Origin of the sequence: Microbispora sp. NPDC049633 (genome assembly GCF_040675265.1) — a bacterium.
GTDB lineage: Bacteria > Actinomycetota > Actinomycetes > Streptosporangiales > Streptosporangiaceae > Microbispora > Microbispora maris.
The window spans coordinates 16242-41341 of the sequence record NZ_JBFAOO010000009.1 but is presented as its reverse complement, the minus strand read 5'-3'; the positions used below and the strand labels follow the sequence as shown (position 1 = coordinate 41341).

Annotated in this window: 19 protein-coding genes; 10 read left to right on the top strand and 9 right to left on the bottom strand. The window is 71.0% G+C overall.

Annotated features, from left to right (window positions below; translation table 11 throughout):
• Positions 1–146: 146 nt before the first annotated feature.
• A complete protein-coding gene (locus tag AB0J39_RS04395) occupies positions 147–608 on the bottom strand; it encodes a TetR family transcriptional regulator C-terminal domain-containing protein (protein WP_363461726.1) in 462 nt (153 codons plus the stop codon).
• 136 nt (positions 609–744) lie between these two features.
• Between AB0J39_RS04395 and AB0J39_RS04390 the strand changes: the two genes are divergently transcribed.
• The 3 genes from AB0J39_RS04390 to AB0J39_RS04380 all read left to right on the top strand — a co-directional run bounded on the left by AB0J39_RS04390 (position 745) and on the right by AB0J39_RS04380 (position 7992).
• Positions 745–1488, top strand: coding sequence for a hypothetical protein (locus tag AB0J39_RS04390; RefSeq protein WP_363461724.1), 744 nt, complete (start codon positions 745–747; stop codon positions 1486–1488).
• A 265-nt stretch (positions 1489–1753) separates the two neighbouring features.
• On the top strand, positions 1754–7306 hold the full coding sequence (locus tag AB0J39_RS04385) for a metallophosphoesterase (protein WP_363461722.1): 5553 nt from the start codon (positions 1754–1756) through the stop codon (positions 7304–7306).
• Between the two features lie 158 nt (positions 7307–7464).
• On the top strand, positions 7465–7992 hold the full coding sequence (locus AB0J39_RS04380; RefSeq protein WP_363461720.1) for an EF-hand domain-containing protein: 528 nt from the start codon (positions 7465–7467) through the stop codon (positions 7990–7992).
• Positions 7993–8029: 37 nt separating this feature from the next.
• On the opposite strand, the gene AB0J39_RS04375 is transcribed toward AB0J39_RS04380, so the two are convergent.
• On the bottom strand, positions 8030–8944 hold the full coding sequence (locus AB0J39_RS04375) for an RNA polymerase sigma-70 factor (RefSeq protein ID WP_363461718.1): 915 nt from the start codon (positions 8942–8944) through the stop codon (positions 8030–8032).
• A gap of 476 nt (positions 8945–9420) precedes the next feature.
• Here AB0J39_RS04375 and AB0J39_RS04370 point away from each other — a divergent pair, with 476 nt between their 5' ends.
• The gene (locus AB0J39_RS04370; RefSeq protein ID WP_363461716.1) at positions 9421–11541 is read left to right on the top strand and encodes a prolyl oligopeptidase family serine peptidase; all 2121 of its coding nucleotides are present in this window, start codon (positions 9421–9423) and stop codon (positions 11539–11541) included.
• Here the strand turns inward: AB0J39_RS04370 and AB0J39_RS04365 are convergent.
• The 3 genes from AB0J39_RS04365 to AB0J39_RS04355 form a co-directional block, all read right to left on the bottom strand.
• A complete protein-coding gene (locus tag AB0J39_RS04365; RefSeq protein ID WP_363461714.1) occupies positions 11517–12554 on the bottom strand; it encodes a hypothetical protein in 1038 nt (345 codons plus the stop codon). The two genes, AB0J39_RS04370 and AB0J39_RS04365, sit on opposite strands and share 25 nt — an antisense overlap.
• A gap of 128 nt (positions 12555–12682) precedes the next feature.
• Positions 12683–14212: a metallophosphoesterase family protein gene (locus tag AB0J39_RS04360; RefSeq protein WP_363461712.1), complete on the bottom strand. Its 1530-nt coding sequence runs from the start codon at positions 14210–14212 to the stop codon at positions 12683–12685.
• A gap of 111 nt (positions 14213–14323) precedes the next feature.
• Complete coding sequence (locus AB0J39_RS04355; protein WP_363461710.1) at positions 14324–15556, bottom strand: HupE/UreJ family protein; 1233 nt, start codon at positions 15554–15556, stop codon at positions 14324–14326.
• Between the two features lie 166 nt (positions 15557–15722).
• Between AB0J39_RS04355 and AB0J39_RS04350 the strand changes: the two genes are divergently transcribed.
• Both AB0J39_RS04350 and AB0J39_RS04345 read left to right on the top strand, forming a co-directional pair.
• The gene (locus tag AB0J39_RS04350; RefSeq protein ID WP_363461708.1) at positions 15723–16394 is read left to right on the top strand and encodes a hypothetical protein; all 672 of its coding nucleotides are present in this window, start codon (positions 15723–15725) and stop codon (positions 16392–16394) included.
• A 189-nt stretch (positions 16395–16583) separates the two neighbouring features.
• Positions 16584–17504, top strand: coding sequence for an LLM class flavin-dependent oxidoreductase (locus AB0J39_RS04345; protein WP_363461706.1), 921 nt, complete (start codon positions 16584–16586; stop codon positions 17502–17504).
• A 120-nt stretch (positions 17505–17624) separates the two neighbouring features.
• Here the strand turns inward: AB0J39_RS04345 and AB0J39_RS04340 are convergent, their stop codons facing one another.
• Together AB0J39_RS04340 and AB0J39_RS04335 are read right to left on the bottom strand one after the other, a co-directional pair.
• A complete protein-coding gene (locus tag AB0J39_RS04340; RefSeq protein ID WP_363461704.1) occupies positions 17625–18251 on the bottom strand; it encodes a methyltransferase domain-containing protein in 627 nt (208 codons plus the stop codon).
• A 37-nt stretch (positions 18252–18288) separates the two neighbouring features.
• Positions 18289–19131 (bottom strand): hypothetical protein, encoded by an 843-nt coding sequence (locus AB0J39_RS04335; RefSeq protein WP_363461702.1) that lies wholly within the window; start codon positions 19129–19131, stop codon positions 18289–18291.
• Between the two features lie 162 nt (positions 19132–19293).
• On the opposite strand from AB0J39_RS04335, the gene AB0J39_RS04330 reads away from it, so the two are divergent.
• On the top strand, positions 19294–20568 hold the full coding sequence (locus AB0J39_RS04330) for a hypothetical protein (protein WP_363461700.1): 1275 nt from the start codon (positions 19294–19296) through the stop codon (positions 20566–20568).
• Between the two features lie 74 nt (positions 20569–20642).
• Here the strand turns inward: AB0J39_RS04330 and AB0J39_RS04325 are convergent, their stop codons facing one another.
• A complete protein-coding gene (locus AB0J39_RS04325) occupies positions 20643–21323 on the bottom strand; it encodes an NAD(P)H-binding protein (RefSeq protein ID WP_363461698.1) in 681 nt (226 codons plus the stop codon).
• A 51-nt stretch (positions 21324–21374) separates the two neighbouring features.
• On the opposite strand from AB0J39_RS04325, the gene AB0J39_RS04320 reads away from it, so the two are divergent.
• Positions 21375–21866 carry a MarR family transcriptional regulator gene (locus tag AB0J39_RS04320; protein WP_363461696.1) on the top strand — a complete coding sequence of 164 codons (492 nt, stop codon included), beginning with the start codon at positions 21375–21377 and terminating at the stop codon, positions 21864–21866.
• On the opposite strand, the gene AB0J39_RS04315 is transcribed toward AB0J39_RS04320, so the two are convergent.
• A complete protein-coding gene (locus tag AB0J39_RS04315; protein WP_363461694.1) occupies positions 21863–23053 on the bottom strand; it encodes an MFS transporter in 1191 nt (396 codons plus the stop codon). The two genes, AB0J39_RS04320 and AB0J39_RS04315, sit on opposite strands and share 4 nt — an antisense overlap.
• 643 nt (positions 23054–23696) lie before the next feature.
• Between AB0J39_RS04315 and AB0J39_RS04310 the strand changes: the two genes are divergently transcribed.
• A complete protein-coding gene (locus tag AB0J39_RS04310; protein ID WP_363461692.1) occupies positions 23697–24389 on the top strand; it encodes a phosphoribosylanthranilate isomerase in 693 nt (230 codons plus the stop codon).
• On the top strand, positions 24386–25069 hold the full coding sequence (gene upp / locus AB0J39_RS04305) for a uracil phosphoribosyltransferase (protein ID WP_363461690.1): 684 nt from the start codon (positions 24386–24388) through the stop codon (positions 25067–25069). Before AB0J39_RS04310 ends, upp begins: the two co-directional genes overlap by 4 nt.
• Positions 25070–25100 lie beyond the last annotated feature (31 nt).

Sequence of the window (25100 nt, the reverse complement as noted above, 5' to 3'; positions counted from 1 at the left end):
ACGGGAGACGGTCGCGAGCCGGGCGTGACGTCCGGTTCCGCATGGTCGTTGTAGGAGCCGTAGGCGCAGGCGCCGTGTGCAGCGGTGCCTGCGCGCTCGGGCGTCGACTCCGGAGGTGGTTCCGGCAGCCCGAACGTGACGGGCGGTCACGCTCCGGGGCGTCCTGTGCCGGGGAAGATGCGGTCCAGGTGGCGGTCGACGGCGTCCACGACGGTCTCCTCGGTGTAGTGGCCGATCAGGGTCGGATTGACCAGCCCCTGGGTGATGGCGAAAAGGATCACGGCCTCTCGCTCGGGGACCAGATCGGCCGGAGCCTCGCCGTTCTGCTGAGCGCGCCGGATCTGCTCCGCGAAGAAAACGGCATGGTACGGGTATCCCTCGCGCAGGGTCGCGGCGTACACCGGCTCGACCGCCGACCGGGCGAGGAACGCCAGCGCGATCCGGGCCTCGGTGCGCCGCTCGTCGTCCAGGGGCAGCATCTCGATGATCGCGCTACGGACGGGCAGGACGGCGCGTTCCAGGAGCTGCCGGTCGACCCCGCGAAAGCCGTCCCTGCCGTGTGCGCGCGGGCGGGGCGCCCGCTCGCCCGGGAGGAGTGGCGCGAGCACGTGGGAACGGACCCGGGCTACCAGGAGGTCTGTCGCGCTTAGATCAAGAAAGGGGCATCCCCCGACCTCCGACCGGGCGATTCGCGGGTTGAACCGAGGCGAGGGTGATTACGTGGTGTGAGGCATGAGACTACGAATGATCCTGCTTATGGCGGTGACGGCGCTGACCGCGGCCTGCGGAGGAGTGGAACCCGACACGTCGGCGGCCGCGGCTGACGACGGGCCGGCGAAGCCGGTCGCCTCGTGGGGCGCGGAAGGCGGATTCGTGACCGCGACCATGAACGTGCTGCGTCCGCCGAGGGTGGTGCTGTACGGCGACGGCCTGGTGATCGCCGACGCGAGCAAGCAGCTGACGCTTCCCGATGCCGAGACGGGCGAGGTGGTCGCGCGGATGCGGGAATACCTGGGTGGGCAGCCGCCGACGGCCGCGCCGAAGCCGGGTGCGCCGTCGGTGACGGACGTGCCGGACACCGTCCTCGCCGTACGGGGGGAGGACGGGAAGATGCTGGAGGTCCGGGTCCCGGCTCTGGAACAGCTCGCGGACTTCTACCCGAAGCAGCTGCTGGACGCGAAGAAGCTGATGGACGACCTGGGAACCCGGGCCGCCGCGGAGGGCGCCGACTACGTCGCCGGCCGTGTCCGGCTGGTCGCCGACGAGGCCCCGTCGGCGGAGGGCAAGCCGTCGCCGTGGCCCGAGGGCGTTCCGGAGCCTTCGGGCGCGGTGGACCCGGTCTGGCAGAAGGACGTCGAGGGGGAGACGGCGAGTGCCGTCACCAAGGCGGTTCCCGCCGGGCAGGAGTATGGCCGGTCGCTCTTCAGGACCGGCTCGGGGACCGTCTTCGTGCTGTCCTGGCGGTACCTGCTGCCCGGCGAAGAGTGACGGGCCGTCCCGGCGCGGCGCCGAAAGGACGGTTCCCCGCACCCGGGGCGCCTGCGGTGTGTCATGGGGTGCGCCGGGCCTGGTGATCCGCCGGTGGCGGCGGTGGCCGCCGCGCCGGCGACGCCAGCGTCCCAATGAATCCCAAAAAGCGACATTTGTCAGGTTTATTCGCTCGTTCACGTTCACGACACACGTGCGAGGCGGACCGTTTCACCTGCCCTGATTTCTATGATCGGCACGCTTGAACCATTGAAACGGTAGAAACATGACGCGCAGCAGCGCACCACGCACATCCACCTGGCCGGGCGCCATCACCGCCGTCGCACTCGCGGCCGGCGCAGTCATCGGCGCCCCGGCCTCCCCGGTCTCGGCGGCCGGCGAGGACCGGCCGGCCTTCCTCGGCAGGACCCTGTACACCGGCGAGTTCCACGCGCACACCTCCGTGAGCGACGGCGTCCAGCTGCCGCCCGACGCCTACAACCATGTCCACGACGAGACCGACGCGGACTTCTTCGCGGTCACCGAGCACGACGTCATGTGGGACATCCGCAACGGTGACGACTTCGTCGAGGACTGGCGGGACGCCGACTCCGCCGAGTGGCGTTACCTCCACGAGAGCGCCGCCCGATTCAACGCGGGACAGGACGACCTGATCGCCGTTCCGTCGATCGAGAACACCTGGTACGACGGCACCGGCCACATCAACGTGTTCGGCACCGACTGGCACGTGACGGCGCGGGCGACCGAGAAGGGCAGCGTCGACGGCTACGGCAACGCGTTCGGCACCGGCGACATGAAGTACGACTACTTCACGTTCCTGGCCCGTCTGAAGCAGGACCCGGACGCGATCGGCCAGTTCAACCATCCGTCCACCAAGGACAAGGGCGACTTCTTCGGCTTCAAGGGCCTCGACCCCGTCGCCGACGACCGGATGGACCTCATCGAGGTGAAGTCCGCCGACGCGGTGGGCGAGTTCCAGAAGGCGCTGGACGCCGGCTGGCACCTGGCCCCGACGTGGAACGGCGACGAGCACTCCGCGACCTGGGTGTCGGGGAACCCGTCGATCACCGGAGTATGGGCCAAGGAGCACTCCCTCGACGCGTTGTACGCGGCGATGCGGGACCGCAGCCTCTACTCCACCGGCGACACCAACGCGGTCCTCGGGTTCGGCGGCAATGGAAGCCTCATGGGCTCGATCCTGCCGGGCGACACCACCGGCCTGGACGTCGAGCTCCGCCTCGCCGACCCGGACGCCGGGGACTCCTTCACCTCCGCGCGCCTCATCACGAACGGCGGCGCCGTCGCCCACGACTTCGGCGCGATCAGCGGCAACGACCTCACGCTGAAGACGAAGCTGAACGTCCGGGACGGCGACTTCTACTACGTCCGCGCCGACCAGGCCGACGGCAACTTCCTGGTCTCCGCGCCGATCTGGGTCGGGAAGACCACCCGCGGCGCGAACTACGCCCCGAAGATCACCGTCCCGGGCGACTTCCCCGCCACGGCGCGGTACGGCGACACGGTCACGCTGCCCCGGGCGACGGCCACCGACGACTCCGGGACCCGACCCGCGGTGACCTACGAGGTGTTCGACTCCGCGGGCGAGGTGCCGGTCTCCGGCGGCGTCTTCCGCATCCGTTCGTACGACGACGCGTTCGTGGTCGTCAAGGCGACGGACGACCTCGGCGACACCAACGCCGAGCTGCTGCGCGTCCGGGTCTCCCAGACGGAGCCGGACCCCGCGGGCGTCTTCCGCTTCGGCAGCAACGCGACCGTGGGCGACAAGCCCGGCTCCGCCGGTGTCGCGGTCACCACCGACCGGGCCGTCGAGCGGGTCTACGCGCAGATCCTGCCCGAGGGCTCGGACGACTGGTCCACGGCCGAGGTGCTCACGTCCACGAACGACCGGCCGTACGAGGTGAACACGGTCGGCAACGACGAGCCGGTCTACCAGCACTCCATCACGGGCCAGACCCTGCGCTCGCACGAGTTCCGGCTGACCGGGCTGAAGGTCGGCACGACCTACCGGTTCCGGTTCGGCGTGGCCCGCGACGGCCGCGCGCCCGCCGCCGGCGACGCGCCGGCCTGGACCGGCGTACGCGGCCGGTTCCGCGCCGGCGGTGCCAAGGGCGAGCCGGTCTACATCCTGGGCGACGTGCAGGTGCCCGACGGCGACGCCGACGAGCTCACCCTGCCGGGGCGGGTGCTCGACCGGCTGAAGAGCCAGGCGCCGGGCGGCGGCACGGTGCTCCAGGTCGGCGACCTCGTCGACCGCGGCGGCCGGGGCGAGAAGTGGGCCGAGATCCACAACGCCTTCCTGTCCAGGCTCGACCTGCAGTACGTGGGCCTGGCCGGCAACCACGAGACCTACGAGGACCTCGACTACGACGCGGTCGGCAGGCAGCCGGGCGCGATCTTCACCAACATGTTCGCGCTGCCGGACAACGGCGTGATCGGCGAGAGCAACTACTCCTTCGACCGCGGCGACGTCCACTTCTCCGTGCTGAACTCCAACGCGCGCTTCGACGAGCAGCTCGACTGGCTGGTCGACGACGTGCGCGCCTCGGACGCGACGTGGAACGTCGTCGTGGGGCACTTCTCCTACTACGGCGGCCAGCACGCCGACGACGGCGGCATGGACATCGACCGCGACAAGGTCACGCGCGTGCTCGACCGGCTCGGCGTCGACCTGTACGTCGGCGGGCACGACCACGTCTACAAGCGGTCCACGATCTACGACGGGCGCCTGGCCACCACCCCCGAGGAGGAGGTCGCGGGCACCACGTTCGTGACCATGGGGTCGTCCGGCCCGAAGTTCTACGACAACCAGAAGTTCTGGTGGGACGACAAGGTCTTCGACGAGAACGTCCAGATGGGCGGCGTCCTGACGGTGACCGACGCCGGGCTGCGGCTGTCGACGTACACGATCGACGGGCGCCTGGTCGACGAGGTGACGGTCGCGAAACCGCACGGTTCCTGGAAGGTCTCCTCCGCCGAGATCGAGGATCGTGAACTGAAGGGCGTGGGTCTGCTGTCCTCCCCGGGCAGCCTGGACAAGGTCACCGTCATGGCCGCGACGTACGACAACGCGCAGCAGCGGATGCTCGACGTGCGCAGCGTCGAGGTCACGCTCGACCACCGTGGTCGCGAGCAGTACGTGCGGTTCGGCACGCCGCTGCCGGTGGCCCCGAGCTCCACGGTCAAGCTCTTCACATGGGACTCATTGGGGTCGGGGAGGCCGCTCCGGCCTGCCGTGACCCTGCGCGAGGGCCTGGCCGGTGAGGGCAGCGAGCAGTCGCCGTACCTGATCGACTCGCCCGACGACCTGGCCAAGGTCGACAACGACCCGGCCGGGCACTACCGGCTGACCGCCGACCTGAACCTGACCGGTCTCGCCCGCACCCAGATGGGCCGCGCGACCACCTTCACGGGCGTCTTCGACGGCGACGGGCACCGGATCTCCGGGCTGGCCGCCCTGCCCGACCAGGGGCCGGGCCTGTTCGCCGACAACCAGGGCACCATCGAGGACCTGGTGGTCCAGGGCGACGTCACCACCGACCGTTCCACCGCCGGCCTGGTCGCCGACGCCAACCACGGCACGATCCAGCGCGTCCGCGTCGACGGGTCGCTGACCGCGAACAGCTACGTCGGAGGCATCACCGGCCACCATTTCGGCACCGTTCGCGACAGTGTCTCCACGGTGGACGTGCGCGCCACGACCCAGTACGCCGGCGGGGTCGTCGGCGTCTCGGTCGGCGGGTCGGTCACCGAGAACGTGCTGGCCACCGGGGCCGTCGTCGCGAACGGCGCGTCCGCGGGCGGTGTGGCCGCCTACGGCTACACCGACACTCAGGTGCGCCACACGGTCGCGCTGAACGCGAACGTCTCCGCGTCGAGCTACGCGCACGCCATCGTCGGCCGCGTCTACACCGGGCAGACCGCGACGCTCGAGGACAACCACGTCAGCCGGTCCGTGCCGGTCAGCGGGCAGTCGCTGACCGGTCCGCCCGCGGCCGACAACCAGAAGGGCAACGTGGTCGCGCCCGCGGAGAGCCAGAGACAGGCTTTCTACGAGGAGCGCGGCTGGGACTTCGCGACCGTCTGGCAGTGGAACGACGTCGCCAGGCGCCCGACCCTGCGGATGGCGCCCGAGACGCTCGAACCGGTCCCGGCCCCCGGGCTGCCGGCCGACGAGCGCGGCTTCTACAAGGTCGGCAGCGCCGAGGAGCTGGCCTTGATGGGTAAGCACCCGTCCTACGACTACGTGCTCGCCGCCGACATCGACCTGACCGGCACGCCGTTCACGAGCCTGCCGGGGCCGTTCACGGGCGAACTCGACGGCGCGGGCCACACGATCAAGGGCCTGACCTCCACCACCGGTGGTCTGTTCACCCAGATCTCCGGGCACGTCCACGATCTCGCGGTCCTCGACGCCACGGTGGACACCACCATCGCTCGCGCCGGCATCCTGGCCGGCGGCAGCACCGGCACCGTCGAGCGCGTGCAGGTGTCCGGGTCCGTGACCGCGGGCTCGCGCGCGGGTGGTCTCGTCGGCGATTCGCAGGGCATCGTGCGCGACGCCTATTCCGCCGCGAACGTGCATGTACGCGGCACCGAGGCGGGCGGTGTGATCGGCGTGGCCCTGGCCGGCTCCACCACGGAGCGGGTCTTCGCCACCGGCGCCGTCACCGCGGACAGCCGCAACGACGGCGGCGTGGCCGGCTACGGCTACACCGGCACGACCATCCGCGACTCGATCGCGCTCAACCCGGCGGTGACGGCGCCGTCCTGGGCGCATCGCTTCCTGGGCCGGGTGCTGGCGAACAACGTCGCCACGCTGAGCAACAACTGGGCGGCCGAGACCGTCGAGGCGAAGTCACAGACCGAGACCGCGATCGGCCCGGCCACGCTCAACGGCGCCACCGCGACCCGGGACGAGGCCGCCACCCAGGCGTTCTGGGCGGGCAAGCTCGGCTTCGACTTCGAGCGCGTCTGGCAGTGGGACGCCGGCCTGGGCCGGCCGGTGCTGCGCGGCATGGCCGCACCCGGGGCGCCGGCGACGCCCGCCGCCGAGGCGGCGGCCGGATCGGGGGTCGCACCGGAGACCGGCGCCGAGGCCGGGGCGGCGCGGACCGTCCCGTCCGCCAGCGCGTCCGCCAGCGCACCCACTACGGCGTCCACTGCCGCGGTTACGGCGGCGGCCCAGGTCGTCGAGACCGGCGGCATCCGCCACGAGGCGGTCGTGAACGACGACGGCACCGTCACCGTGACGGTGTCCGCCGGGACCGCGGCGGCGGCCGAGCAGCTGTCGTTCCTCCTGCTGGAGGCCGGCGCCTCGACGTCGGCTCCGGCCGAGGACGACATCGCCTACCTCGGAGAGGCACCTCTCGACGAGCAGGGCAACGCGACGCTGACCGTGCTCCCGGACCGGGCGGACGGGACGACCCTCGCGCTCAACACCTCGGGCGACACGCCGCGCCACGTCGCCTCGCTCCTCCCGGGCACGCCCGGAACCCCGGCGATGAGGGTGCTCGACGACACCGTCACCGCCACGGTCAAGACGAAGGGGAACGCCCCCGCCCAGGTGACGATCACCCTGGCCTGCGCGGGTGCGGACAAGTGCCAGGAGCAGGTCGCCGTCTCCCACGATGGCCAGATGCTCGACACCAAGAAGGTCACGCTCCAGCCCGGCAGGACCAGGGGTCTGAAGCTCGACCTCCGGGACGAGGCCCGAGCCGCCCTCCTCGCCGGCAGGCCGGTCACCCTGGACGTACGGATCGGCGCGGCCCCGGCGGTCCGGGTTACCGTCACTCCGTGACCTACCGGCCGGAGACGTGCCAGACGCTCCGGTGATCCCGAACACATGGCGCCCCCGGCCGCGGGCGCCATCGCCGTAACGGAACAGTCACTCATTGTCTACTGTCACCCAAAGTGACCTCTCGGCAGCATTGAGTCCCCCGAAGAACGGAGACGGATGTGGCCAGTGAGTTCCAGCGGAAGAAGGTCAGCGGAGTTTTCCGGGCGATGGACGTGGACGGCGACGGCCGGCTGACCGAGTCCGACTTCCAGGCGCTCGCCTGCCGCTGGACGGCAGTCGCCGGATCCGCCGATCCGGAGCGGCTCGCCTCCGTCATGACCGGCTGGTGGCCGGTGCTCCGGGCCGCCTCCGGCCGGGACGGCGGCGACGCCGTCACCATCGACGAGGTGCTCCTCGTCGTGGAAGGCCTCGGCGACCGGGCGGACGCCGTCTCCGCCACCGCCGACGCGATGTTCGAGGCCGTCGACATCGACGGGGACGGGCTGATCTCCCGTTCGGAGTACGGCGCGCTCATCGAGACGTGGAACGGGACGCCGACGGCGATCGACGAGGTCTTCCCCCGTCTCGACCTGGACGGCGACGGCCACCTCACCCGCGACGAGTTCCGCACCCACTGGACGGAGTTCTGGGCGGGGGACGACCCCAACGCTCCCGGGACCTACGTCTTCGGCGCACTGGTGGAGTGACGACGGCACCGCCGCGGACACGGCGCGAGGGGACGGGTCAGCTCGCGGCCGACAGTGCGGCGATCTTGGCGGGGTTCATCAGCCACAGCACCTGGTCGATGCCCTCGTCGGAGGCGTTGACGGTGAGGACCGTGAACAACTCGCCGTCGCGGCGCAGCAGAGCGGCGGACTGCCCGTTCACGTCGGCCCATTCCACCTCGACCCCGGCCCAGAACCGGTCCGCGAACGCTCTGACGTACTTCGCGACCCGGAATGCGCCGATCACGGGGATGCGCGAGGCCCGGACGGCGCCACCGCCGTCGGAGTAACTGATGGCATCCATGGCGAGCAGGTCCTCCAGCGCGGCCAGGTCGCCGGAGCGGGCGGCGGTCACGAAGGCGGTGAGCAGCCTGCGCTGCTCGGCCCGGGTAACCGGTGCCCGGCGCTCGGAGACGATGTGTTTGCGCGCCCTGCTGACGAGTTGCCGCACCGCGACCTCGCTCGTCTCGATGATCTCGGCGATCTGCCGGTAGGGATAGTCGAACGCTTCTCGCAGCACGTAGGCCGCGCGTTCGGTGGGCGAGAGTTTCTCCAGCAGGAGCAGGACCGCGAAGCCGAGGGCTTCGCCCCGCTCGGCGCCGAGGTGAGGGTCGTCACCGGTGTCGACGGGTTCGGGCAGCCATGGTCCGACGTACGTCTCGCGGCGCACCCGAGCGGACTGCAGGGTGTTGATGGCGAGGCGCGTGGTCACCGTCGCCAGGAACGCCGCCGGGTCGGCCACGATGCCGCGGTCGTACGCCTGCCAGCGCAGCCAGACGTCCTGCAACAGGTCTTCCGCCTCGGTGGAACTGCCGAGGATCCGGTACGCGATTCCGAACAGGCGTGGCCGCACGCTCTCGAAGATGGCCGCCGCCTGGTCGAGGTCTTCGGTCCCGCTGCGATGGCTCCCCGCACCGACATCCACCATGGTCATGGCCCCGTTCCTCCGGCGGACGGACCCCTACAGCTTTCCACCTGCCCGTCCGGGGGCTTCGGCGGGGGATGGGCGATCGGGGCCGGTCCTTCTCGGAATCGCCGTCGTATGGATCGATCTCCACGGGCATTCTCGTACGCCTTCGTTTTTTCGGTGGATTTGACGGGAAGGTGATTGACCGCATGTCGCTTCCCGTGAGTCGTGGGGCCCGAGATGAGGCCGGTGTTTATCGATCCCGGGCGCGGGGATGGTCGGCGTCGTAATCGCCCAATTCGGGCGAAATCGACGGATCCAGGAGGCTGACATGACTGGATACCTGCCGTATCGCGATTCCACTCCCGCCGCCCGTATCGGGGGCGTACGCGGCTGGCAGGCGGACATTCTCCGCGGCGAGTCGTAGCTGAGTGGATCGAGGTGCTGCGGCGCGTATGGGCCGCAGTGCCTCGACATATCACACGACGTATCGGGGGACGTCCATGGCGCGATTGTTCTACCCTGCCGCCCGGCGCGACGACGTGGTGGAGAATCTGTTCGGAAATCCCGTGCCCGACCCCTATCGCTGGCTTGAAGACGGCGATGACGCGCGCGTGCGGGAGTGGGTCGCGGCCCAGGATCGTCTCTTCCGCGCCCACCGAGAGCAATGGCGTGACAAGGAATCCTGGGCGTCCCTGGTGGACGAGGTGTCCTCCTTCGGCGTGTTGGAGCCCCCGATGGTGCGGGGTCCGGTCATGTTCCTCGCCGAGCAGCGGCGCGGGGACGAACAGCGGCGCCTGCTCGTCGTCGACGCCGGAGGCAGGCGGGTGCTGGTCGACCCGATGGAGGCCGATCCGTCCGGCCACACCGGGCTGTACGCCTGGTGGCCGTCCCGTGAGGGCGAACGGGTGGCCGTGCAGATGGAGGTCGCCGAGCAGCCCGGCAGCGACCTCATCGCGCTGGACGTGCGCACCGGTGAGATCGTGGACGGTCCCCTGCCGCGCGCCCGCAACACCTCGGTCGCCTGGCTGCCGGGAGGGGACGCGTTCTACTACGTCAGCCGTGTTCCCGACGAGGAGCTGGCCTCCGGCGACCTGCGGCTGCACCGGCGCGTGCGGTTGCACCGGATCGGCACGCCCTGGCAGGCCGACACGGTGGTGTTCGGCGGCGAGGACGCGCCCGACCACTACTACGGGCTCACGCTCAGCCCCGACGGCCGTCGTCTGGCCGTCACCGCGGCGGCCGGGCCCGCCCCGCGCAACGACGTGTACGTGGCCGAACTCGCCGATCCGCGAGCCCCGCGCTTCGTCAGGGTCGTGGACGGAGACGCCGTACACGCGCGGGTCCTCCCGCGTTTCCTCGCGGACGGCCGCCTGCTGCTGGTCACCGACTACCAGGCTCCGTGCGGCCGCGTCTGCCTGGCGGATCGGTACGATGCCGGCCCGGCCGCCTGGCGCACGCTGGTGGCCGAAGATCCCGAGGCTCCCCTGGACGAGTGCGTGGTCCTGGACGGCCCGGCGCTCGCGCGGCCGCTCCTGCTGGTGGCGCGCGCCCGTCACGGCACCTCCACGCTGACACTGCACGACCTGGCAGACGGCCTGCCGCTCGCCGATCTGCCCCTTCCCGGCGCGGGCATCGTGTCGTCCCTGCGGACGAGCGTCCCGCATGGGCACCGGGCGTGGTTCAGCTACTGCGACGCGGGCACGCCCCCGACCATCTACCGGTACGACGCCGTCCGGGGGAGGACGGAACGGGAAGCCGGCGCGGCGACGGCCGGGCAGACGCCCGCGATCCACAGCCGCCGGGTCCGCTGCCGGGCCGGTGACGGCACCGCGATAACGCTCTTCCTGTTCACCGCGGACGAGGAGGACCGGGGCCCCCGTCCCACCCTCCTGTACGGCTACGGCAGCTTCGGCATGCCGATGCGCCCGTGGTTCTTCCCTCTGGCGGCCGCATGGGTCGGCGCCGGCGGGACGTACGCGGTCGCCTGCGTGCGCGGCGGCGGCGAGGAAGGCCAGCGCTGGCACGACGCCGGTCGCGGGCCGCACAAACACCGCGCGGTCGGCGACTTCGTCGACGCCGCGGCCTGGCTCATCGAGACCGGCGCGACCACCGCCGGCCAGCTGGCGATATACGGCCAGTCAGCCGGGGGTCTCCTGGTCACCGCCGCCGCCATGCGGCGGCCGGACCTGTACGCCGCGGTCGTCGCCGAAGGCCCGCTGTGCGACATGGTGCGCTACGAGCGGTTCGGCCTGGGATGCACCTGGACCGACGAGTTCGGCAGCGCCTCCCGGCCCGAACAGCTCCAGTGGCTGCTCGGGTACTCGCCCTATCACCACGTCACGCCCGGCGTCCGCTATCCCGCGTTCCTGCTCACCGGCGCGGTGACCGATCTGCAGACCGGAGAGGCCCATGTCACCAAGATGTGCGCGGCCCTCCAGCACGCCACCAGCGGTGACCGGCCGATCCTCATGCGCAGGGAACCCGACACCGCCCACGCCGCCTCGCCCGCGAGCAAGGAGCGCGCCCTGACCGCGGACATCCTGGCCTTCGCCGGTGAGCACACCGGCCTGTCACCGGCATGGGCGGCCGCACGTCTTCACGAGACGGCCGCGGAACGGTGAGGAACCCGCTCCGGGCGGCTAGCGGCCCTACGGCGGCGCCGGGCGGCGACAGCCGCGACGACGAGCCCGCAGACGACGAGAAGGACGAGCAGCAGCGCCCACGGCGGGGTCCACGCGTGCGTGGTGCTCTCGACGGCGGCGAGCGGGGCGACCGAGCCGGCCGCGTCGGTGAGCAGCGGGACGAGGGTGACCGTCCCCGTCAGTCTCAGCGCGGGAGTCACCCCGTGGACCGGTACGGAGACCTTCCAGGTGTCGCCCGGAAGCAACTGGGGCGAATCGTCGACGTGCGCCGCGCGGCCGCCCCAGCGCCCGAAGGGCCCGGAGAGGGCCACCGTCTGCCGGGCGGCGAGGACGGCGTTGCCGGTGTTGCGGATCGTGTACGTGACGGTGGCGTCGCCCTTCCCCAGCGGATCGGACGTGCCGGAGTAGCGCACCTCCAGGTCCCGCACGGAAAGGCCCGGCTTCAGCTCGCCGCCCACGCGCAGACGGACGCGGATGCCGAGGCGGCGCCCGTCCGCCGCGCCGGCCGAGGCCGGTGAGGTGACGACGCCGCCCATGTACTCGCCGGGCTCGGCGTCCCGCGGAAGAGCGACCGTGAACGGCACTTCGGCCGACTCGCCGGGCGGGACCGTCACGTCGGGCCGGTCCGTGCGGACCCACGCACCCACCCCGGCCGGCTTCGCGTCCCTGCCGCGCAGGTCGAGCCGGCCCTGCTCCGTGGTGAACCCGTCCGCGGCGTACACGGCCAGGTGGAGCGGGGTCGTGCCGTGGTTGGCGATCACGATGCCGTCCCGGAGCCGCCCGCCCGGGTCCAGGGTGTAGCTGTAGTTCCGCCGGCCGGACCCGAAGTCGCCGGAGGCGGTGGTGACCGTCCAGGGGGTCTCGCCGTCCGCCGCCGCGGCGGAGGCCGCCCCCGCGTCGAGGAGGCCGAGCGTGGCGAGCAGCACCACGACGACGGCCCGGGCGAGGGAGCCTGCCACGGTCGTCGCAGGAGGTCTGAGCGGGCGGTTCATCTGCATGGTCCTCGGTGTTTCTCGGGCGGGGACGGACGACGTGCCGCGGGGCGGGCGCCGTGACGGCGTCCACCCCACGGCCGATCGGGGCGGCTCGTCGTGAGAGGCCCCGCATCACCCTCGGTCGTCTACTGGAGCCAGTCGGACTCGGACGCGGCCGGCGTCTTCTCGCCGCCCTTGCCCTCGTTCGTGTGGATCACGACCTGGTCGACGAGGGAGCCGACCGGCTGAGCGGCGCTCGCGCCGTTGTCCGGGCCGCACCACGACTCCTGGCCCAGCTCCACCGCGGCGTTGGGGGCGGCGCAGGTGCCGCTGCGGATGTTCTCGACCACGAGCTTGTTGCCGCGCACCTGGACCCGCACGTACGTGCGGACGTGCTCCTGGTTCTCGACGGAGTTGGCCCAGTGGCTCTTGGGGTTCAGCGGGTCGGGGCCGTAGTTCGGGTCCTTGGTCGTGTCCGGAGCGGTCAGGTCGTAGTACTTCGACCCCGACGCGGAGTTGGCCGTCACGTAGATGACGCCGCCCGGGCCCTTGGACACCTGCGTGGCGCCGGGCTGCTCGTCCTTGTTCGCCTTCTGGCCGTTCTTGATCACGTAGCTGCGGGAGTAGCTGTGGTCGTGACCCTGCAGGACCAGGTCGACGCCGAGCTTCGAGAAGGCCGTCGGGAAGTCCTGACGGCGCACCTTGTTGTCGCCGTCGTTCGCGTGGCTGGCCGGCGAGTAGATCGCGTGGTGGTAGATGAGCACCGTGTGCTTGGCGTCGGCGCCGTGCTCCTCGACCACCTTGGAGATGTAGTCGATGTGCGCGGCGTCGGAGCCGCTGGCGTAGGCGTTGCTGTTGATGTCGATGAACAGGATGTTCTTGTACTTGAACCAGTAGTCGCCGCCCGAGCGGGTGGCCGCGGAGCCGTTGTAATACGGCGTGGACCGGTCGGTGTTCGGCGTCCAGAAGTGCTGCTCGTACGCCTTGCCGCCGACGTCGTGGTTGCCGATGGTGGCGGCCCACGGATACTGGCGCAGCTTGTCGGACGCGAGGAACGCGTTCCACTGCGTCTCGTTGTTGGCGCTTTCGACCTGGTCGCCGCCGGACACGAGCAGCTCGGCCTTCGGGTTGGCGGCGAGGGCGACGTCCAGGGTGTCCGCCCACCCGGCGCCGTCCTTCGCCACGTTGCCGGACGAGCCGATCTGCGGGTCGCCGAAGAACAGGAAGTCGAGGTTGTTGCCGTTGAAGTTCTGGGTCGTGAAGGAGTACGTCGGGGACCAGTCGCCCTCGGCGCCGACCCGGTAGGCGTACGCGGTGTTCTGCTTCAGGCTGTCGATCGTGGCGTGGGCGTTGTAGCCGCCGTTGACGACGTTCGCGGTGACCGTGGCCGGGAAGGTGACGGCGTTCGCGGGGAACCGGCCGTCGACGACCTTGGACGCCGGCGCCACCTGGACCACCTGCGCGGTGCCGGCCGAGGAGTACCACGACACGACGCGCTGCGTCTCGTCAGCGCCGACGCCGAGGACGACGCCGGTGAGCGTCACACTGCCGGCGTGGGCCGCGGTCGCAAGGCCGCCGCCGAACACGGCGCCGGCGGCGAGTGCCGCCGCGGTGGCGCCGAGGGCCACGCGGCGCAGGACGAGCCCGGGGTTATGTGTCCCCTTGTCGAGCTTCATGCTTTTCCATCCATGTGGGGGAATTGGAGCGATTTGCACGATTTCGGCAGTTGATGTCGCGGAGATGAACGTGGGGCAGGCGGACCGTTGCGCTTGCCGGAAGTTGTGATCTCAGGTTCCGAGCACCCGCTGCACGAACCACACCAGGCCCATCGCGGCCACACCCGCCGCGATCGCTCCGGTCGCCCACAGCCCCGCGATCGGCCGCCGGTGACGCAGCAGGGCGAGCAGGGGGAAGACGGCGACGATGATCGACAGCTGGACGGCCTCGATGCCCACGTTGAAGACGAGCAGCGACCACAGGAGCGTCCACGACCAGGCCTGGTCGATGCCCAGTGCCGAGGCGAAGCCGAGGCCGTGCACGAGGCCGAAGCAGAAGACCACCGCGAGCCGCGTCCGCCCCGCGCGGTCCAGTCCGAGGCGGCCATGACCGGTCGTCTCGAGCTCCGTGGCGTGTGAGCGGCGGCGCCGGATCCGCCACAGGTGCCAGCCGGCGACGATCGCGATCGACAGGGCGATGACGGGCTCGACGAAGGCCGCGGGCACCTCCACGAGGCCGAGGGCGGCGAGGACGAAGGTCACCGAGTGGGCCAGCGTGAAGGTCGTCGCCGCCAGCACGATCTCGCGCAGGCGGCGTGACCCGGCGATGAGCGCCAGCAGGAACAGGATGTGGTCGAGTCCGCCGAGCAGGTGCTCGGCCCCGAGCCGGAAGAACTCCCAGAACCGCTCGAACCAGGACTGCTGGGTGGAGAACGACGGATGCTGGGCGTCGAGGGCCGTGCTTCCGGACCTCAGGTCGAGGTCGTAGGTGACGATCGTCTTGCTGTCGCGCACATACCCCTCGGAGCCGGCGAACAGCCCGCTGCGCACCTCGTGCGCCTCCGCGAACTCCGGGCACCGGTAGTCGAGGACCAGGCGCGCGTACGGGACGCCTTCGCGCCGCCCGATAGTGAAACCGCCGTCCCTGACCGGGGCGCACGCCGTGCCGCCCGCGGTGACGCCGAAGCGCTCGGTCACGTACGCGACGACCGGGCCGGCGTGGGCGTCGAGCGCGGCGGCCTGCCGCGCGGCGTCACCGGCCTCGAACGCCGCGGTGCCCGCCCGGAAGAGCGGGTCGTCCTTCTCGTAGTCGGCGGCGGAGACGACGAGCAGGTCGTACTCCAGCTGGAGTTCGGCGCGGACGTGCCCGGTCGCGGGCGAGGCGAGGTTGACGTAAACCGTCGAGGTGAACCCGTGGGCGAGAGCGGGCGGGGCGCCCAGCGCGGCGGAGAGGGCGCTGAACAGGACGGCCACGGCTGCGGCGGCGATGACAGCACAGACACGACGCCGAGCGGCGGGGGACATATGACTCCTTTTGGCTTTGGCGTACGAAATCTGGTCGATTGAGGTGAACGAGCGGTATATCGGGCACGAACCGACGGCGAATCACGTTCGGCGGACGCAGTCTTCGCATCGGACATGAGGTAGGAAATAGGCGCAGTACCCCGCAGCCCTTCGAAGGACGATCCCCATGCGCTCTCGGCTTCTGCCTGCCTGCACCCTGGCCGCGGCAGTCGCGACCGCCCTGCTGGCCGCCGGATGCGGCTCCGGCGACGACTGGTCCCGGCCGCACGCGAAGCCCACCGCCGTCGGCACCCCCGGCCCCGGGTTCTTCCCGGCCACGTCACCCGCGCCGGAGGCGACGATCACACCCGGGCCCGGCTCCTGGAACGGGGTCCGCCCGCCGGAGGGCTATCGCGTGGTGCTGCTCACCGCGGGGGAGGACCGCCAGACCAGGACGCTGGTGAACGCGGTGACGGCGTGGGCCGAGGAGGCGCGCGTCAGTCTCAGGACCGTCACGGCCACGCGGCCGGACCAGTTCGTCGCGAGCATCAGCAGGGCGATGGAGATGAAGCCCGATCTCATCGTGAGCGCCGGCGACGATCTCGTCGACCCCCTGGCCCTGGTCACCCCCAACCACCTCGACCGGCAGTTCCTCGTGGTCGGCGCGGAGCTGGCCGAGCCCACCGCGAACGTCACCGCCGCCGACTGGGCCGGTGCGTCGTTCCGCGGCGAGGGCCTCGGCATGTCCTCGACGTACGACCCGGCCAGCTTCACGCCCGAGCGGGCCGGGCGTGCCGTACGGGCGGGCGTCGCGGCCGTCCTCACCGGCATGACCGGCATCGTCATCTTGCTCGATTAGGGCCGTTCGGGGGCCGGCGGCGGGACGAGCGGCGGCCCAGCGATTAGCATCCGATCATGACCGGTGGCGGCCGATCGGCCGCCCCCGGCCGCGTTCGACATCGCCGAGCACCAGCGTCACCCGCACCACGGACCAGCCCTCGCCCCGCGCGGACCACGCGCGCCGGGCCGTTTCGATCGGGAGTAGACCTTGTCGCAGACGACTCAGCCGCCTCAGCCGATGTTCGGCGTCTCCGTGACGCCCACGCCCGACGTGGCGCTCGTCCGGGAGCTCACGGTCACCGCCGAGCGCCACGGCCTCGACCTCGCCGGCGTGCAGGACCACCCGTACGCGGCGCAGCTGCTGGACGCCTTCGCGGTGATCGGTGACCTGCTCGCGCACACCGAGCGGATCCGGATCTTCCCGGACGTCGCGAACCTGCCGCTGCGCCCGCCGGCCGTGCTGGCCCGCACCGCCGCCGCGCTCAACCTGCTCTCGGGCGGCCGGTTCGAGCTCGGCCTCGGCGCCGGCGGCTACTGGGACGCCATCGCGGCGATGGGCGTGCCGCGGCGCTCTCCGGCCGAGGCGCTGCACGCGCTGGAGGAGGCGGTCACGATCATGCGGGGCCTGTGGAGCCCGGGCCGGAGCGTGACCTTCCACGGCAAGTACTACGACGTCTCCGGCATCCAGGGCGCCGACCCCGGGCCGTCCCCCGTACGGATCTGGCTCGGGGCCCAGGGGCCGCGCAGCCTCGCCCAGACCGCGCGGATCGCCGACGGCTGGGCGGCGCCGATCCCCTCCTACCTGCCGTACGAGCGCTGGCCGTCGTGCAACGAGATCGTCGACCGGGAGGCGGTGGAGCACGGACGCGACCCCCGCTCGATCCTGCGCATCGCCCAGATCCCGGGAGTGGTCACGGCGGGCGGGCGGCCGGGCACGACGCCGCTCCTGCGCACCGGCGCCGACCCGCTGCGCGCCGACGCCGACACGTGGGTGGCCGAGCTGACCCGCCTCGGCACGGAGCAGCCCTTCGGCGCCTTCGTCTTCTGGCCCGAGGAGCAGTCGGCCGACCAGGTCAAGCGCTTCGCCGAGGACGTCGTGCCCCGCGTGCGGGACAACCTCACCCGCTGAGCGCGCGGTCCTGGCCCCGCGCCGGCCGGTCGGTGGACCGTACGCGGACGGGGCCCGGAGCCGCACGGGTCACGGAGACGTGCGGGTCACGGAGACGTGCGGGTCACGGAGACGTGCGGGTCACGGCCGGACGGCCAGCACCCGGAAGCCGATCCCACGTGTCGTCCGCGTCACCGACTCGAGCTCGAAACCGGCCTGTTCCAGGAACGGCCGGGGATCGCGGGTGAGGTAGTCGGCCGCGGACCGCACGAACAGCGGTTCGGCCAGCCGCATCCCGGCCCGGATCACCGGGTTGCTCGACGGCCCGTGCTCGGCCAGCACGAAGCGCCCGCCGGGCCGGAGCACCCGGTGGGCCTCGCGCGCCGCGGCCGCGGGGTCCGGGATCGTGCACATCGTGAACGTGGACACCACGGTGTCCGCGACGCCGTCGGCCAGGTCGAGGCGCTGCACGTCGCCCTGCCGCAGCTCCACCCGCTCACCGAGGCCGGCCCGCGCCGCCCGCCGACGCGCGAGCTCCAGCATGCGCTCGGACAGCTCGATCCCGACGACCGTGGTGCCGGCGTCGTACAGCGGGAGGTTGAGCCCGGTGCCGACCGCGATCTCCACGACGTGACCGCGCGCCTGCCCGACGGCCCACTCCCGGCTGCCCGGGAGAAGACGGCGCTCCCAGGTCAGCATCTGGCTGTCGTATCGATCCGCCAGCCGGTCGAACACACGGCGTACGTCGTCATCCGTGGTGGCCCGCATGAATCGACCCTACCCAACGGGCGATCTCGCGGATGGTTCACCGAATGGTGACGACGTTGCGATTCAACACGTTCTCGAGAAGGCCGTCGAAGACGACGACGCGGGATGCCGGAGGGGCCGTGATCCTCACCTTCGCACCCCAGTGGTGATACCGCGTGTCCACGACGTTGGCGTAAACGGTGCTGACCCATTCGTCGTCGCGGGTGAACTCGTAATCCTTCTCCTCCCACCGCGTGACCAGGCGAATCGGCAATCCGTTCTCACCGACGAACAGCCTGAACGAGACCTTGTGCTTGTCCGGATTCATGGGACCCTGCTCCGCGTACAGATCCTGCGTCCTGAGGGTGCCGCGATATTCGCCCGGGCGGTGGACCACCGCCTTCGAGATCACGAATTTGAGCCTCGCGGGGCTCAGCACGTCGACGACCTGGTCCCCGCGCCGGCCGTAATCTCCCCAGGTCGCGGTGTTCCTGCCGAATCTGGTCCAGGTCTTCCCCGCGGGCATCGGACCCCAGCCGAAACCCTGGACATAGGTGTCGGGCCCCACGTTGACCACGCGGAGCGGGTCGCGCAGGTCGTCCAGTTGCTCGCGAGGAGTGCTGGCTTGGAGCGCGGGGGTGATTTCCAGCCTGGAGGTGAGGTCGTAGCCGGTTACTCCGGATTTTCCGAATCCGATCGAGCCGGTGGTGTGGCTGACGTAGGTCTGCTTGGAACTGCTGGAAGTCACCCGGGCCGTTTCCGAGACCAGCACTCCACGTCCGGGCGCGAACTGCTGCCCGAGCGCCTTGACCGGCTGAGTGGGCGAATCGGCGTGCGCGGCGCCGGAGAACAGCGCCGTGAGCATACCGAGCACAACACCGGCGACCGCGAAACGCTTCATATCCCCCCCTGGGCTGGAAGCACGCCGGGAAATCCTGTCGGCTTCGAATCACGAATCGATCTCGATATCGGCAGGGCTTCGATTCGCGGTGAGCTGCACACCCCGCGCGCCGGGTGAAATGTGCGGAGAGCCGTTTCCCTGCCCACGCTTCAGGAGCCGACGATGGATGACGAGATTCAGCTGATCAGTGACGGCGACGGACTGGCGGTCATCGGGAATCCGACGGCTGTCGAACGCTTCCTGGTCTCCGAGGGACTGCCGTCGAAGGACCTCGGACTGCAACGGCTCAGACCTGTTCTCAATATCGGGGCCGGAGCCGCACGGGCAGGTTCCGAGATCGCCGCCGACTCAGGCCGCTGGGTGAAGCTGACCAAGGAGTCCGCGCAGCTTGTCGACAAGTACGGGCTGAGGACAAGCTCGAAGTCAGGTCTCAGCACCGGTGTGCTGAAGGGGAACAGCGGCCAGATCAAGGGATTCGTCGAATTCGCGAAAGGGCCCCGATCGGTTCTGAGCAACCCGGCGGTTCTGGCCGGAGCCGCGGGGATCATGGCTCAGCTCGCGATGCGACAGACCATGGACGAGATCACCGACTATCTCGCCGCCATCGACGAGAAGGTCGACGACGTGCTCCGCGCCCAGAAGGACGCCGTGCTGGCGGACATGATCGGAGTGGACCTCGTCATCGAGGAGGCCATGACCATCCGGGAGCAGGTGGGCCGGGTCTCCGAGGTCACGTGGTCGAAGGTGCAGGCCACGTCGGTGACGATCGCACGGACCCAGGCGTACGCGTTGCGTCAGCTCGACGCGCTCGCGGAGAAGACGGAGCACAACACCAGAATCGGCGATCTCGCCAAGACGTCCAAGGAGGCCGAGTCGAAGGTTCAGGAGTGGCTCGCCGTCCTGGCTCGCTGCTTCCAGCTGCAGGACGCGATCGCCGTGCTCGAACTCGACCGGGTGCTGGACACGTCTCCGGAGGAGCTGGACCGGCATCGCCTCGGGCTTCGGGCCGCACGGCGGAACCGGCTGGATCTCATCTCACGGAGCACCGGGCGTTTGATGGCCCGCATGGAAGCGGCCGCCGGCACGGCCAACGCGAAGGTGTTGCTGCATCCGACCGCGTCCCGGGCCGTGGTGCATTCGAGCGACCAGGTCGCGATCGCCGTCGTCGACTTCCACGGGCGGCTCGGGATCGAGCGCGACCGGCGGTCGTTGGAAGCGAGACGATGGGCAGACGCGGCCGCCGAGGCGCGGGACAAGGTGCTCGAGACGGGGGCGGAGGTGCGGGACAAGGTGCTCGAGACGGGAGCGGAGGGCGTCGATGTCGCCAGGCAGCTCGGTAACGAGACCCTCGACCGGGCCAGATCGGTGACGGGCAAGCTCTCCAGCGGGATCGCCGAGCGGGCGCTCCGCCGCCGCGGGGACGACGGGCGAGCCTGAGGGAGCGCCGGTCGCCGGCCACCTGAGCTTTCACCCGGCGCCTCCGCAACACTGCGCCGCCGGTGGGAGGCGGATCAGTACGCCACGGTGAAGCGGGTCCGGTGGTGGCGCGGCCGTTCGGCCTCGTCCAGCAGCGCCACCGCGAGGTCCTCCATCGAGATGCGGGACTCGCCGTCGGCGTCGACGACGAGTTCGTCGGCGCCCACGCGATACCGGCCGGTCCGGGCGCCGGGGACGAGCACGTCGGCCGGGCTCAGGTAGGCCCAGTCCGCGGTGGTGTCGGCCCGGCAGGCCGCCAGCTGGGCGACGCACGCCGACGCGATGGGCAGCAGGAAGGACGGGTAGCCCGGCCGGTCCATCAGCGGGCCGCCGCCCTCGACGGTCAGGCTGCCCGCGCCGCCGACGAGCAGCAGGCGCACGCCGGTCTTGGCGCACGCCGCGAGCAGCGTGGTGGCGACCGCGACCAGCTCGCCCTCGGCGCCGGGGGCCGGGCAGGTCGCCGTGATCGCCAGGTCCTGCCCGGCGATCGACGCGACGACGTCGTCCATGTCGGTCGCGTCCCCGGTACGCACGCGCACCCTGCCATGTACCCCGCCGTCGACCCCGCCGTCGACCCCGCCGTCGACCCCGCCGGGCAGCCCGGCGAGGCGCACCGCGGTCCTGGCCACGGCGGTCACCTCGTGTCCGCGGGACACGGCCTCGGCGACCACACGCCTGCCCACGTTCCCCGTCGCGCCGAACACCGTGATGCGCATGCTGTTACTCCCTCTCGATCCGGGTGGTTGCCGTGGCGGTAACCTTGCGGTGTGCCCGATCATGTGGACCACGTTCTGCAGCAGTGGGCCCATGCCCGCCCCGACCTGGACGTGTCTCCGATGGCGGTCTTCGGCCGGCTGTCGCGGCTGACCCAGCTCGTCACCACCGAGCTGCGCCGCACGTTCGCCGAGCACGACCTGGACCCCTCGTCGTTCGACGTCCTGGCCACCCTCCGCCGTGGCGGCCGGCAGGCCCCGGCCGAGCTGATGCGCTCAGCCATGATTACTTCCGGGGCGGTCACCCAGCGCCTCGACCGGCTGGAGGCGCGGGGCCTGGTGACCCGGACGCCGAGCGACGTCGACGGCCGCGGTGTCCACGTCGATCTGACCGAGGCGGGCCGCGAGCTCATCGACCGCGCCCTGCCCGACCACGTGGACACCGAACGGCGCCTGCTCGCCGGGCTCACCCCCGCCCAGCGGGAGAACCTGGCCGAGACTCTCAGGCAACTGCTGGTCTCGCTGGGCGACGAGCGGGCGTCCTAGATCCGCTTGGCGCCGGACACCACGAGCGACGTCAGGACCACGAGCCCCGCGGCGACCCACAGCACCCCGGTCACGGCGACCGCGCCCACGATCAGGCTGGCGAACAGCGCTCCCAGGGCGATCGCCAGGTTGAACATGCAGGTGTTGAGGCCGGTGGCGGCCTCGATGCCCTGCGGCGCCGCCTTGATGATCCAGGTCTGCACGCTCACGGGCAGGCCGCCGAACGCGAAACCCCACGCGATCAACAGGATCGACCCGGTGACCGCGTTGCCGCCGAGGAACGGGAACGCCGCCAGGATGACCGCGAGCGCGACGCTGACCACGACGATCGTGCCGCGCACGTTGCGGCCCGCCCACGAGCCGGCGATGAGGTTGCCGGCCATCCCGGCCACGCCGTACGCCAGCAGCAGCGGGCCGACGAACGTCGCGTCCACACCGGAGACGTCCTGCAGGATCGGGCTGACGAACGTGAAGGCGCCGTAGTGCCCGGACACCAGTAGGAACGTGGCGATGACGCCGACCCGGACGGCGGGCGTGCGCAACTGCTCGCCCAGCGTGCGCAGCCGGACGGGCTCGGTCGCCGGCATCCGCGGCAGCAGCACGGCCAGCGCGATCACCAGCAGGAGCGCGATCGCGGCGACCACGCCGAACGCGACGCGCCAGCCGGTGAGCTCGCCGACGAGCGTGCCGGCGGGGACGCCGAGGACGTTGGCGGCCATGGCGCCGAAGAAGATCAGCGAGGTGGCCCTGGCTACGTGCGCCTCGGGGACCAGGCGGACGCCGAGGCCCGCGGCGAGCGCCCAGAACCCGCCGATGCTGACGCCCACGAACAGCCGTGCCACCATGAGCACGGCGTACGTGGGGGTCAGCGCGGACACGACGTTGGCCACCAGCGCCAGCAGGATCAGGCCGAGCAGGACCACCCGCCGGTCCAGCCCCCGGATCGCCACGGGCAGCAGCGGGGCGGTGACGGCGGCGACCAGACCGGACACGGTCACCATGAGACCGACTTCGCCGTCGGTGACGTTCAGGCCGCCGCCGATGGCCGTGAGCAGGCCCATGGGCAGGTTCTCGACGGTCACCACCAGGAAGGTCCCCAGCGCGACGGCGATCACCGCGAGCCAGTTCTTGATGGGCACGCGATCCGGTCTGCCGGCTTCGGCGGAGACGGACTCGATGACGGTCATCTGGTTCCTCCTGTGCGCGTGGCCCGGTCCGGGCAGGGGAGAGCGGACGTTCGTGCGTCGGCTGGGCAACTTCGCTTAGCACTAAGTGACTTTAGCTTAGTGCTAAGCGATTGACCAGGGGGGCCGGTGGCGGCGCCCCGTCGGCATGGACGGGCGCGCGATCCGGCGATCGCGCGCCGGAGGGCGGGGAGCCGCGCCGGCGGATGACCCGGGGAGAGCGATTGTCCGTGGCGCATTGTCACCACCGCCGTTTCTCGCGCGTGCTCTGGGCACTCCGAAACGGAGGCTAGTTCCGCGTTTTCCGCCGGGTCAACAAAAGTCGCCCACGATGCGGGGCGGGCCGTTTTCCGGTAGGGGTCGAGTGGGGTTGCCCGCCGCATTTTCCCCGCCCGGCTCTGGGGAACCCGAAAAGTCCGCAGGTGTCCCGGATTGTCCTGACATGCTTATGGGGCTGCTAGGGGTTGTGAGAAAAGCGCGCCGCGGCCAATTCTGAATACGCCCCGCCAGGCCAGAGTATTCGCGCCGCAGCTTACTCGAGCGCGAAAGGCCGAACTGTCGCGGGCAGCTCAATGCCATCGTTCGTGGCCGATTGCAATTCGTTTCCGACCGAGGCCGCTAAGGCCGGTTCGAAAGGCGGGTCAACATGCAGGGACTTATTCAGGTGGCCGGTGTCATCGACCAGGCCGAGGCGGACCTCATCCGCGAGGAGGGCGCGGACTGGCTCGGCTTCGCCCTGCGGCTGCCGGCGAAGAACGAGGACCTGTCCGAGGAGGACGCCGCGGCGATCGTCAAGGAGATCCAGCCGGAGCACAGGGGTGTCGTGATCACCTACCTGACCGACGCCGAGGAGATCAAGACCTTCTGCGCGGAGCTCGGCGTCACCGCGATCCAGCTGCACGGCGACGTGACGGGCGAGGAACTGCGGAAGCTGCGGCGCATCGCCCCCGACCTGTACGTGCTCAAGAGCCTCGTGGTCAAGCAGGACAACCTCGACGAGCTGGCCACGATCGTGGACGAGGCGGCCGAGTGGGTCGACATGTTCATCACCGACACCTTCAACCCGGCCACCGGTGCCAAGGGCGCCACCGGTCTGCTGCACGACTGGTCGATCAGCGCGGAACTGGTCCGGATCTCGCCCAAGCCGCTGATGCTCGCCGGCGGGCTGAACCCGGACAACGTCGCCGCCGCGATCGCGGAGGTCCGCCCGGCCGCCGTCGACGCGCACACCGGACTGGAGGACCCGGTCACCCGCCGGAAGGACCGGCTGAAGGTGCGCAAGTTCGTCGACGAGGCCCGCAGGGCCTTCGCCGAGCTGCAGGCGGGTGAGAAGGCATGACGATCACGACAGCGACCACGACCGGGCCGGCGCTCGACACCGTGCACCTGCTGCCGCAGACCAGGCAGCTCCGGGCACTGCACACGATCATCCGGGACCGGCACGCCGACCCGGAGCGCTTCGTCACCACGTCGGGCCGGATCATCCGCCAGCTCATCGAGACGGCCCTGGACCTCCTGCCGTACGAGCCGTTCGACGTGCAGACCCCGGTGGGGCGCACCTACCACGGCCTGCGGCCGGCCACGGGGATCTGCGGGGTGTCCGTCCTGCGCGCCGGGGAGAGCATGGAGCACGAGCTGCGGGCGATGTCGCCGGGAGTGCGGATCGGCAAGATCCTGATCCAGCGCGACAAGGTGACGAAGCTGCCGCGGCTGTACTACTCCGCGCTGCCCGCGGACATCGACCGGCGGAGCGTGCTGCTGCTGGACCCGATGCTGGCCACCGGCGGGACCGCGCTGGCCGCCGTCGAGGTGCTGCTCGGCCACGGGGTCGCGGTGGACGACATCGTCTTCGTCACCCTGCTGTCGGCGCCGGAGGGCATCGACGCGGTCCACGCGCGTCACCCGAACCTGCGGATCGTGACCTCGGCCATCGAGGAACGTCTGAACGAGAACGCCTACATGATCCCCGGCATCGGCGACTTCGGCGACCGGTACTTCGGCACCGACATCACACGATGAACGCCGGCGCCGCGTGATCGGCGCGGCCGGC

Bases quoted from the DNA above. Each gene is read 5' to 3' on its own strand.
- AB0J39_RS04365 (WP_363461714.1), bottom strand. From the start codon at position 12,554: ATGAACCGCCCGCTCAGACCTCCTGCGACGACCGTGGCAGGCTCCCTC.
- upp (WP_363461690.1), top strand. From the start codon at position 24,386: ATGACGATCACGACAGCGACCACGACCGGGCCGGCGCTCGACACCGTG.
- AB0J39_RS04310 (WP_363461692.1), top strand. From the start codon at position 23,697: ATGCAGGGACTTATTCAGGTGGCCGGTGTCATCGACCAGGCCGAGGCG.
- AB0J39_RS04350 (WP_363461708.1), top strand. From the start codon at position 15,723: ATGCGCTCTCGGCTTCTGCCTGCCTGCACCCTGGCCGCGGCAGTCGCG.
- AB0J39_RS04330 (WP_363461700.1), top strand. From the start codon at position 19,294: ATGGATGACGAGATTCAGCTGATCAGTGACGGCGACGGACTGGCGGTC.
- AB0J39_RS04385 (WP_363461722.1), top strand. From the start codon at position 1,754: ATGACGCGCAGCAGCGCACCACGCACATCCACCTGGCCGGGCGCCATC.
- AB0J39_RS04340 (WP_363461704.1), bottom strand. From the start codon at position 18,251: ATGCGGGCCACCACGGATGACGACGTACGCCGTGTGTTCGACCGGCTG.
- AB0J39_RS04325 (WP_363461698.1), bottom strand. From the start codon at position 21,323: ATGCGCATCACGGTGTTCGGCGCGACGGGGAACGTGGGCAGGCGTGTG.
- AB0J39_RS04370 (WP_363461716.1), top strand. From the start codon at position 9,421: ATGGCGCGATTGTTCTACCCTGCCGCCCGGCGCGACGACGTGGTGGAG.
- AB0J39_RS04335 (WP_363461702.1), bottom strand. From the start codon at position 19,131: ATGAAGCGTTTCGCGGTCGCCGGTGTTGTGCTCGGTATGCTCACGGCG.
- AB0J39_RS04375 (WP_363461718.1), bottom strand. From the start codon at position 8,944: ATGACCATGGTGGATGTCGGTGCGGGGAGCCATCGCAGCGGGACCGAA.
- AB0J39_RS04390 (WP_363461724.1), top strand. From the start codon at position 745: ATGATCCTGCTTATGGCGGTGACGGCGCTGACCGCGGCCTGCGGAGGA.
- AB0J39_RS04355 (WP_363461710.1), bottom strand. From the start codon at position 15,556: ATGTCCCCCGCCGCTCGGCGTCGTGTCTGTGCTGTCATCGCCGCCGCA.
- AB0J39_RS04360 (WP_363461712.1), bottom strand. From the start codon at position 14,212: ATGAAGCTCGACAAGGGGACACATAACCCCGGGCTCGTCCTGCGCCGC.
- AB0J39_RS04315 (WP_363461694.1), bottom strand. From the start codon at position 23,053: ATGACCGTCATCGAGTCCGTCTCCGCCGAAGCCGGCAGACCGGATCGC.